The organism is Paenibacillus sp. P4_A7 (genome assembly GCF_056402455.1).
Genome location: NZ_JBFUHJ010000175.1, coordinates 1 through 10,313, shown reverse-complemented (window position 1 = coordinate 10,313; position 10,313 = coordinate 1). Strand labels below are relative to the sequence as shown.

Sequence of the window (10,313 nt, the reverse complement as noted above, 5' to 3'; positions counted from 1 at the left end):
ATCGATAGTAGAGAAAAGGCTCAAATATCAGGTTTTTTCGATTCTTTTTTTAGCGAGTCAGCTCTGAAAAATGGAACAAACATGCTCGGTTTTATTAACGGAATGATCCCTAATATTCGTATTGGAATGAATTTGCTTAAATCGATTATGCCTATAATGGGGATGTTTAAAGCTTTATAAAATGTGGTTGAGGTTTAATGCTTTGAAAAAATAAAACGAATAAAACGAAAGAACCATTGCTTCCGCGAGGGTTTTTTCGTTTTTCTATAGAAGTGCTTATCGAAGTAGATTCGTATTTGTTATTAGAAATAATTGAACTCGAATTCACGAAAGTGAGCGTAAGATCATAAGATTCTACTAGGATGAAATATAAAGTTAACAAAAATGAAAAGTCATCAGTCAGCTATTGGCTGTTTACATTTAAACATTATAGGCATATAATCGCATTAAAGTTGCATTAGGTAAAAATATTTGCACAAAGACAAACCGGTTTGGGGGAACACCTATGTATAGACATAAGAATCATCAAAGTGAAAGTCAACTAGTATTAAATAACCAACGAGATACCTTGAATACGGAGTCTGTATTGAAGGGAAGAGGCAGAGGCTTGTCAAAGCTGCTTCCATTCCTTGGTCCAGCTTTTATCGCATCTGTTGCTTATCTTGATCCAGGCAACTTTGCTACGAATATTACTGCAGGATCGCAATACGGGTATCTTTTGTTATGGGTCATTGTATTCTCTAATTTAATGGCTGTATTAATTCAGTCTTTATCAGCCAAGCTTGGAATTGCCACCGGTAAAAACCTTCCTGAAGTAGCTCGCGAACGGTTCCCGAAAAAAGTTTCATTATTTCTTTGGATCCAGAGTGAGATTGTAATCATCGCGACCGACTTAGCAGAATTCATTGGAGCAGCGTTAGGACTTTACTTGCTATTTGACATACCGATGCTGGCTGCAGCTTTGATAACCGCCGTAGGTTCATTTGCCATACTGGAGCTGCAGCGTAGAGGAGTACGTACACTTGAAGCAGGTATCAGTGCTATGATCCTGATTGTAGCGTCAGCCTTTGCTTTCCAAGTCATCTTAGCGAAGCCTGATGTCGGTGCTATTACCGCGGGCATGGTAACGCCTAAGTTCCAAGGTGTCGACAGTATTTTGCTTGCTGCTGGAATACTTGGAGCGACTGTGATGCCGCATGCCATTTATCTTCATTCCTCACTGACACAAAGAAGGATTGTAGGACGAAATAGTTGTGAGAAAAAGCGGATTTATAAAATGGAGCTAATCGACATTTTCATTGCTATGGCTATAGCTGGAGCAGTGAACATGGCGATGGTGATCATTGCTGCGGCATTATTTTTCAAAAAAGGGTTGGTCGTAGATGATCTTGAGGTGGCGTTTCATCAGTTTGGTCAATTAGTTAGCCCTTTTTCTGCAATGCTGTTTGGACTCAGCCTGCTTATTGCAGGTCTTGCGAGTGCTTCCGTAGGGACAATGGCGGGAGATGTGGTCATGCAGGGGTTTATAAAGAGACGGATTAATTTATACTTACGCAGAGCTATTACGACGATTCCGCCTTTGATTATTATTTGGAGTGGTATCGATGCAACAAAAGCATTGATCACGAGCCAAGTGATCTTGTCATTTGGTATTGCTTTTGCTCTGATTCCACTCATTATATTTACTAATAACAAAAAATTAATGGGAAGTCTCGTCAATCGACCTACGACTAAGATAGTAGCATGGATAGTTGCAGGAATTGTTGTCTCATTGAACCTATTTCTAATCGTGGAGATGATTATTTAATCATCTCTACGTTTCTAGTAATATTTCTCCGGTTCGCGTCAGGTCATAGCCTGTAATGGATTGAAGCTCCTTCTTGAATTCATCTGATCTGAGAATATGGAGCAGAGACTGAATCCATGCTTGATTATCAGCGTTTTTGAGTAAGACGAGATCATAACGTTCCTTTATTAACGGGATAAAATCAATATTACCCACGATAGACGCTGCTWTTTCTATGCCTACGCCTACATCAGCTTCGCCTGATGCCACTTTGGACGCCACCCCAAGATGATTGCTCTGTTCTTGATCATATCCGATGAGAGGTGAGGACTTCAGGCCATGCAGTCGAAGCTGTTCATCGAGTAGGACGCGAGCACCAGAGCCTTTCTCTCGATTTGCAATCCGCAACCCTTGCACACCTAAATCAGGCCAGTCCATTATCGACAAAGGATTGCCTTTCTTAACATATAATCCAGCATATCTAGAAAGTAAATTGACGACAATGTAAGAGGAACCGACTAGAAGCCTTTTAATATAAGGTAGGTTGTATTCTCCTGTTTCTCCGTCAAGAAGATGAGTGCTGACGATGTCTGATTCGCCGCGGTACATAGAGATCAAGCTGTCAAGGCTGCCTACATACGAGCGCAGAGGACGGATTCCGTCCATATTTTTTTCCATAAACTTCGCTAGAATATCTAGACTAAGATCCTGACCTGTAATAACGATGGAACGGAGTCCTGTATTGGGTGATTGTGTATATGCTTGCAAGGAAGGGTTTAATAGGCTTGGCTGTTCATTTGTTTGTATTCCTTTGGCTCGCTGCTTATAGGCTTCTAGGTCGGCCGGGTCCACTCGCATCTGCTTGCCTACACGGTAAGAGGGCAACTCGCCTTTCTTGATAAGGTCGTATACGGTGAGCTTGGATATTTTCAGCAGCTTGGCTATTTCTTCGGTCGTGTAAGAGAAATCGCTGGACATTATGCTCCTCCTTCATTGCTGTACAAGCTATTTTCTTTAATTTTCATTGTAACATATCAGAAATGGACGTTTTGTTAAAAACATTTACAAATAGAACGAATCGTAGATATAATCATACTGGATATAGTTAATTATATCTAAACATAACTTTGGAGGTTCACAAATGTTTAAAATGTTTAAAGGTTATATGTTCGTATCTATTGTAATTGCAATGACGTTAATTTTTGCAGGCTGCGGCGCTGCACAAAATACGAATATAAATGCGAACACTGGAGCTTCAGTAGAAAGTACAATTGAGCCTAGCCAACAACAAGTTAAAGCGGTTGAGCTGACGATCTCGGCAGCAGCTAGCATGACAGATGCATTAACGGATATTCAAAAGTCTTACGAAGCTAGCAACCCAAATATGAAGTTGAATTTCAACTTTKGTGCGTCCGGTGCGCTGCAGCAGCAAATAGAGCAAGGGGCGCCAGTTGATTTGTTCTTGTCTGCAGCAGTTAAGAACATGACAGCACTTGTAGACAAGCAGCTAATTGATTCAAACCAACAAATCAATTTGTTGAAAAACGAGCTTGTTGTTGTGGCTCCAGTTGATAGCAAAACACCGATTGAAAATATGAACGATCTAACGAAAGCGGAAGTAAAAACAGTTGCGATTGGCATTCCGGAAAGTGTGCCTGCTGGCAACTATGCTAAGGAAGCGCTGACGAACGCGAAGTTCTGGGATGCTTTGCAGGTTAAATCCGTACAAGCAAAAGATGTAAGACAAGTGCTGCAATACGTGGAAACTGGAAATGCCGATGCAGGCTTTGTCTATAAAACCGATGCTCTAACATCCGACAAAGTAAAGGTTGTATTTGCAGTTGACGCGGCTACTTATAAGACAATTCAATATCCAATTGGTATTGTAAAAGCAACTAAGCACGCCAAAGAAGCCGAGGATTTTTATTCGTATTTGCAATCGAAAGAAGCACTTGACGTGTTTACTAAATATGGATTTTCCGTCCCGAACTAAATGTGGCTACTATGAACTGGCATGATTTTTGGGTACCTATTCGGATTTCCTTACAGGTCGCATTACTTTCTAGCGTAGTGGTAGTTATGGTAGGCGTGGCAGTTGCATGGTGGATGTCCCGCCGCTCATTCAAGGGTAAAATTGTTCTTGAAACTGTATTTATGCTTCCGCTGGTTCTCCCCCCAACAGTAGTAGGTTTTTTATTACTTGTTATGCTAGGACGGAGAAGCTGGATAGGGGAATGGATTGAATGGCTATTTAACGCACCAATTATTTTCTCATGGTGGGCTGCCGTTGTTGCTTCTATTGTGGTTTCCTTTCCTCTTGTCTACCAAACCATGAAGGTGGGATTCACTTCCGTAGATCGTGATTTAGAGGATGCTAGCCGTTCAATTGGAGCTAGTGAGTGGGAGGTATTTAGATACATAACGATTCCATTAGCTTTTCGCTCGCTTATCACCGCCTATATTCTTGGCTTTGCACGTGGTCTAGGAGAGTTCGGAGCAACGCTGATGATTGCAGGTAATATTCCAGGTAAAACACAGACGATACCAACAGCCATCTACGTTGCAGTCGATTCGGGCAATACGTCAATGGCTTGGGCTTGGACCTACGCGATTATTATCATTTMCTTCTTACTTCTGCTTTTGAGTCGGAAAGGCTCTTAGTGTGTAAAGAGATCACAGATATTCTAAATATAAATGGAAGATCACAGAAGAGCCGATTAATTGAATCGGCTCTTTTCTTTTAGAGACTGATAAATAAGGTTTTCACCTTTAAGTAGTTTCGACTATCCTCCTATTGTTTGATAATCGGACAGTAGGATATCCACTTATCTTATGAAAATACATATTTTTCTCAGTCAGCATAGTGACAATGTTAAATTAGTACCAAAATGTGAAACTAATGAGATTTATTAGATAAATTGAGCCGATTTAGTTTTAAATTATGCAGTTAAATCACCTAAAGGAGGTCGCAGATCGAGCTAACCCAGTAATTAAGTTCATCCACTGAAATTAAATCGCAGCTAACCCTAATTCACTCTCAATTAATTGCAAATATTGAAACTAAGGCATGATATTTTATTAATAAGGAATTGAACAATCACTGAAGAGCCGATTATTTGAATCGGCACTTTTCTTTTTAAGATTCATAAATTAGATTAGTCATCAGTTTTTTATTTTAGCTAACGAAAGGTCCAATTGATAATATTTGTAAACCGTGATACATTAGGCAGTACCTAATAAAATTAAACAGTACCTAATTAAGGAAGGTGTTGCCTATGTTAAATTGGATGTTAAGAACGATAATGGCCGATAGAGGGATTTGGTCCGGTGCAGCTTTAGCTCGATTGTTAAAAGAGAAAACAGGATATGAGTTGTCTGCTCCTTCCATAAGCGCACTGCTTAACGACCAACCGAAGCAAATGAAAGCAGAAACGTTAGATGCTCTTTGTACGGCATTGGAATGTACGCCTAGTGATCTATGGGTACATACACCATCCTATATAAAAGGCGCTTAATGATTTAGGAGGCAGACAATGGCAGAAAGAACGATTGTTCCTTTTGGAGACCCCATATTAAGAAAGATCGCGAAACCGGCCGATATAAGTAGTCCCAAAACAATCAAACTTTTAGATGATATGGCCGATACTCTTTATGCTACCGATGGAAGAGCAGGTTTGGCTGCACCTCAAATAGGTATCCTTCGGAGACTGATTGTAATGGACTGTGGAGATGGATTGATTGAGCTTATTAATCCTGAAATTTTGGAAGCAAAGGGTGAGCAGGCAGGCTCAGAAGGTTGTTTATCGTTTCCAGGATATTTAGGTGTAGTAAAACGAGCTAAATATGTTAAAGTGAGCAGCTTAAATCGAAAAGGTGAATGTGTCACTTTAGAAGCTGAAGATATGTTGGCTCGATGCATTCAACATGAGGTTGATCACTTAAATGGCGTATTATTTATTGACCATGTTCAAGTTCATTTCCTCTATCACGATGAAACCGGGCAGGGCATTAGAATTCTTGATGTGCAAAGATTGACGAGATGACCCTATTTTTTACTCGGAAAGTATGAATTACTAGGTAAATGATCTTTTAATAGGGCTCAATATTGAATGGATTTATGATAGAGGATAGATAGTAGGTGAAGCATTCTTTTGATTTGTCGTGTTTGACTGTATTTCATCCAATCAAACCTACTATAAAACGACTTACTTGAGATTTGGCTGTATTTCATCCAGTCTAATCAACTGTTTTGCTGGTAAATCGTCTCTATCTTCCTATTTGATTGTATCTTTTCCATTCAAATGCATAGTATATGGAGTTTTAGGGTGTTTGAATGGACAAAATCCATTCAGATTGTCTGAAATAGAATTTTGATAGGTGGATACCCTCCGCATTCAGTGGAACTAAACCGTAAGGAGATTAAAAGATGGGAAACATTAATTATAGTTTAAATTTCGAAATGTTATGTACAAAACTTGATCTTGGGCAATTGCTAACTGAGCCAGAACAAGTATTTGGTGGGTTCCTCCATAGAAYGTTTCAGTTGAAAACAAACAAGGGTGAGTATGCAGTGAAAGCATTAAACCCTCAAATTATGCAGCGTGAAACAGCCTTATACAACTTTACTTTCTCAGAAAAAGTTGCAAACATAGCGTATCAAAATGGAATAAACGCACTACCAGCAATCGAATCAAACGGAGACAGTTTACAGGAGATTGAAGGTCAATATTATTTGGTGTTTCCTTGGCATCAAGGTAAGACATTAACAACAGGCATAATTGATATTGAATGCTGCAAAAAGATTGGTGAAATACTTGCGTATATACATAGAACCGATTTCTCTCAAATCGTTGTTGATAATAAAAACGAAAACCTTAATGCATCAAATACAACGGTAATTGATTGGAATGATTATGCCCTAAGAGGAAAATACGATAGCTTGAAATGGTCATCCTTGCTATTAGACAACTTGAATAATTTATATCATTGGGAAGCACAAGTTAACTCTTCAGCGAAAAAAATGATGCACAATTCGGTTATCAGCCACCGAGATTTAGACCAAAAGAATGTATTATGGGACGAAAATCATATTCCTATCCTTATTGACTGGGAAGCAGCAGGAACTACAAATCCTTGGCAAGAGCTCATAGATGTGGCCTTGTATTGGTCAGGCTTTGAAACGGGCAATTTAAGCAAGGAGGCTTTTTGTACAGTAATTAGTACTTATCATAATCACGGAGGAGAGTTTTGTGATCACTGGCTTGATGTGCTGAATTATGGTTTTCAAGGGAAACTTGGATGGTTAGAATACAATATTAGACGATCTCTGAGAATAGAGTGTACGGATGACGTAGAACAAGAACTTGGAGTAAGGGAAGTAATAAAAACAATACAAGCTCTTAATGACTATGCTGATTTTATTCCCGTTTGTTTAGAATGGTTAACGGAAGTTAATTAGTAGTTAATTGAAGATGTAGTATAATTGAAAAGCCGATCTACTAAGTCGAATAAATACGAAGCACGAAGAAAGCGTGGCATTGATATTTGCATGAGAGTTAACAAATGGATAGTTGCATCCGTTAATATCGTCGCTATAATAGCTATATTTATGAATGTAGAGAATTTAATAAAGTGGATGGATGAGGAAGAGAACGACAGCTTTATCATTGTCTTTTTACTAGTCGTCTTGTTGGCCGCAGTCCCTGGCATTCCATTTGGTTTGGTGGGAGCAGTCATTGGAGCGAAGTACGGCGTAATATGGGGTAGTTTGTTGAACATAGCCGCCTCAACGATGGCTGCAGTTATGGTATACTTCATTTTCAGATATTTGTTGTTTAACAAGGGACTAATGTTGCTTAAGAGATACAATTCGTTACGACGAACGGATGAGTTCATAAAACACCATACATTTTGGGCGTTGCTTATTGCACGTATTATTCCTATAGTACCCGCAGCACTTATCAATTTGTATGCTGGTGTGTTTGGACTCCCATTTAGAATATTTTTACTTTCAACCTTATTAGGCAAAATCCCTGTGATGTTCGTATTTGCTTATACGGGTGATCATTTGAGCTCTGGTTCCGGTAAATGGGTTGTTATGGTTGTCATATATGCACTGTTTCTACTTGTCGTTTATGGGTTTTATCAGTTGATTATGGGCAGATGAAGATAAGTCTCTCAATATCGGGGACAATATCTTAAGATAGTAGACTACCTACGAATACGACCAAACATTCGATTAAGAATAGGGAAATAGAACCTAGAATTGCAAGTATTGAATACAGAGCTGTCCTCCAATCTTTAACACCGGCAAGGCCCACCACGCTAATAAAAAACACGATAATCAATACCAGCAACATGGTGTAATGCAGATTAAAACGAAATACTGGCGAGAAGAAAGGCATAATGAAGGCTATCCAGCAAAACAACATAAATACGATAGACAATCTATTTAGTATTACCGCGATTTTCATAAATCCTCCTTAAATTATGTGGTTCGACTGTTAAGCTTTCTATTTCAATTATACATAAAATAACAATTTGTAGTTATATTTAAATAGCCTTCAACATTAAAGCTAGAGAAGCCTGAGAAATCAGGCTCTTTTTTTCATTTATTTGTCCAAATTTCGAAGTATCCGCGTTCTATTTTTGGTCATTTTTACGTATTTTAAAAGGAAATTGATGATGAACGTGGAATTAATGCATATAAAATCTAGATGTGAGAGGTAGAAGATGAATCAATTAACAGAGTCCTATATAGATAGTCTGGCACTGAATATTAATGCTATTAAAAATGGTAAGGATTTAGTCAAGAAAAACAAATTTTCCACGTTATGCACTTCACCGGATCAAACCCTTATTTTTGGAGAATGCAAAGGAAGTGGAAGTACGCCTTACATTTGTTCCATTGATTTCATTAAAGCAGAAGCCCCCGTATTTCGATGCTCTTGTCCCAGTCGGCAATTTCCATGCAAACACAATTTAGGATTAATGTATGCCTATACAGCGGGTAGTCCGTTCGATACGACAGACATACCTCAAGATATTAGGGACAAAAGAGAGAATGCTGAAAAGCGTGAAGAAAAGAAAAAAGAAGCGGTCAGCGGAGACGAGATCAAAAAACGGAAACCGAATAAAGCAGCTTTGGTGAAAAAAATATCCTCTCAGCTAGAAGGGATTGGCATATTAGAGAAACTCATTCTCCAGCTCACCCAGTTGGGGTTAGGGAGCATCGACAAAAAGATGCTACAAACGTTGGAAGAGCAGGCGAAGCAGTTAGGCAACTATTATATCCCTGGAATTCAGACAGCACTGCGGGAATTGGTCCTAGTGCTTCAATCCTCTGAGGATAAAGAATCAACCTATTCGATCGCGATGGAGCGAGTAAATATTCTCTATTCTTTGGTCAAGAAAAGCAAGGACTATTTACAGAGCAAAATAGATAATCCGGAAATAACGATGGATGTTGATTCCACACTTGAGGAATGGATTGGGCATGCTTGGCAATTGGTGGAGCTCCGTGAACATGGCCGGATGCAGGAAGATGCTGAACTGCTGCAGCTATTTTTTCGCTCATATACAGATGAAGCTCGGGGTGAGTATGTCGACGAAGGTTGCTGGATGGAGCTTCAGAACGGCAATCTTCAGATGACGCGGACATACCGACCATTCCGTGCTTCGAAATACATCAAGGAAGAAGATTCATCCTATGATGTGCTGAAAGTGAAAGAGCTTTTCGTCTATCCGGGAGACATGAACCCCCGCATACGCTGGGAAGAGGCGGTACACCAGCTGCCAGAGCAGCACGATTATGAAAGGATACGTTCACATGCGTGTAAAACTATCCCTGAGGCAGTCAAGCTAGTCAAAAATCAGATCAAAAACCCACTCGCGGAGAAACATCCAATCGTACTGTTAGATTATGCGAATATAGCAAGCGATAACGACGGCTTCCTGCTTGTAGATAAGCAAGGTAAGCACCTGCGACTCACAGATATATCATGGCTGAATCATCCGACAACTCCTTTACTTCCGTTGTTGAACCAACAATATGTTAGCAATCACGCCATTTTAGTCATGTTTGAGTATAACCTGGAGCACAATCAATTATCGGCTCAGCCATTAAGCATCGTTACATCTGACCATATCATACGTTTGTTTTATTGATAAACAGGATTAGGAGAAATGTTTATGAGTATAACTATTTTATTTGAATTGCAGCAGGAACTGCGCCGTCTGTACATAGCAGGAAGTGGGATGGCCGCAGGTGATTTGAAACTAGGAAAACTACAACCACAGCTGCAGAAACTGGGAGAATCTGCTCCCATATTTAATCGATTTGCTCTAGGAGTAAATGAGCTATTGATGTCAGATAGAGCGGAAGCATCATCCAAGATGCTCGAATTAGGTACGCTTTTACATTCCGTCCTATCTACACAGGGAAAGACAGAAGGAACAGGAGAAATATCTCCCTTGGTCGGAACAGATATCAAAGCTGTCACCGCTATCCCGTACCGGAAGATTGCCC

Annotated in this window: 9 protein-coding genes and 2 pseudogenes; 10 read left to right on the top strand and 1 reads right to left on the bottom strand. The window is 39.6% G+C overall.

What is annotated here, in order from left to right:
- Together AC1DWN_RS19235 and AC1DWN_RS19230 are read left to right on the top strand one after the other, a co-directional pair.
- Positions 1 to 180: pseudogene (locus tag AC1DWN_RS19235) on the top strand (hypothetical protein); the annotation flags it as partial.
- A gap of 325 nt (positions 181 to 505) precedes the next feature.
- On the top strand, positions 506 to 1,807 hold the full coding sequence (locus AC1DWN_RS19230; RefSeq protein WP_477560515.1) for an Nramp family divalent metal transporter: 1,302 nt from the start codon (positions 506 to 508) through the stop codon (positions 1,805 to 1,807).
- A gap of 6 nt (positions 1,808 to 1,813) precedes the next feature.
- Here AC1DWN_RS19230 and AC1DWN_RS19225 read toward each other — a convergent pair whose 3' ends face one another.
- Positions 1,814 to 2,764: a substrate-binding domain-containing protein gene (locus AC1DWN_RS19225; RefSeq protein WP_477560514.1), complete on the bottom strand. Its 951-nt coding sequence runs from the start codon at positions 2,762 to 2,764 to the stop codon at positions 1,814 to 1,816.
- Positions 2,765 to 2,927: 163 nt separating this feature from the next.
- Here AC1DWN_RS19225 and modA point away from each other — a divergent pair, with 163 nt between their 5' ends.
- The 8 genes and pseudogenes from modA to AC1DWN_RS19185 all read left to right on the top strand — a co-directional run.
- Positions 2,928 to 3,779, top strand: a complete 852-nt coding sequence (gene modA / locus AC1DWN_RS19220; protein WP_477560513.1) for a molybdate ABC transporter substrate-binding protein — start codon at positions 2,928 to 2,930, stop codon at positions 3,777 to 3,779.
- Positions 3,780 to 3,790: 11 nt separating this feature from the next.
- The gene (gene modB / locus AC1DWN_RS19215; RefSeq protein ID WP_477560512.1) at positions 3,791 to 4,447 is read left to right on the top strand and encodes a molybdate ABC transporter permease subunit; all 657 of its coding nucleotides are present in this window, start codon (positions 3,791 to 3,793) and stop codon (positions 4,445 to 4,447) included.
- Positions 4,448 to 5,061: 614 nt separating this feature from the next.
- Positions 5,062 to 5,301, top strand: coding sequence for a helix-turn-helix domain-containing protein (locus AC1DWN_RS19210; protein WP_477560511.1), 240 nt, complete (start codon positions 5,062 to 5,064; stop codon positions 5,299 to 5,301).
- 18 nt (positions 5,302 to 5,319) lie between these two features.
- A complete protein-coding gene (def, locus tag AC1DWN_RS19205; protein WP_477560510.1) occupies positions 5,320 to 5,829 on the top strand; it encodes a peptide deformylase in 510 nt (169 codons plus the stop codon).
- A 383-nt stretch (positions 5,830 to 6,212) separates the two neighbouring features.
- Positions 6,213 to 7,244: an aminoglycoside phosphotransferase family protein gene (locus AC1DWN_RS19200; protein WP_477560509.1), complete on the top strand. Its 1,032-nt coding sequence runs from the start codon at positions 6,213 to 6,215 to the stop codon at positions 7,242 to 7,244.
- Positions 7,245 to 7,268: 24 nt separating this feature from the next.
- A complete protein-coding gene (locus AC1DWN_RS19195; RefSeq protein WP_477560508.1) occupies positions 7,269 to 7,952 on the top strand; it encodes a TVP38/TMEM64 family protein in 684 nt (227 codons plus the stop codon).
- Positions 7,953 to 8,518: 566 nt separating this feature from the next.
- Positions 8,519 to 9,952, top strand: a complete 1,434-nt coding sequence (locus AC1DWN_RS19190) for an SWIM zinc finger family protein (protein WP_477560507.1) — start codon at positions 8,519 to 8,521, stop codon at positions 9,950 to 9,952.
- Positions 9,953 to 9,976: 24 nt separating this feature from the next.
- Positions 9,977 to 10,313: pseudogene (locus tag AC1DWN_RS19185) on the top strand (hypothetical protein); the annotation flags it as partial.

Coding starts and splice junctions, on each gene's coding strand:
- AC1DWN_RS19230 (WP_477560515.1), top strand. CDS start 506: ATGTATAGACATAAGAATCATCAAAGTGAAAGTCAACTAGTATTAAAT.
- AC1DWN_RS19210 (WP_477560511.1), top strand. CDS start 5,062: ATGTTAAATTGGATGTTAAGAACGATAATGGCCGATAGAGGGATTTGG.
- def (WP_477560510.1), top strand. CDS start 5,320: ATGGCAGAAAGAACGATTGTTCCTTTTGGAGACCCCATATTAAGAAAG.
- AC1DWN_RS19190 (WP_477560507.1), top strand. CDS start 8,519: ATGAATCAATTAACAGAGTCCTATATAGATAGTCTGGCACTGAATATT.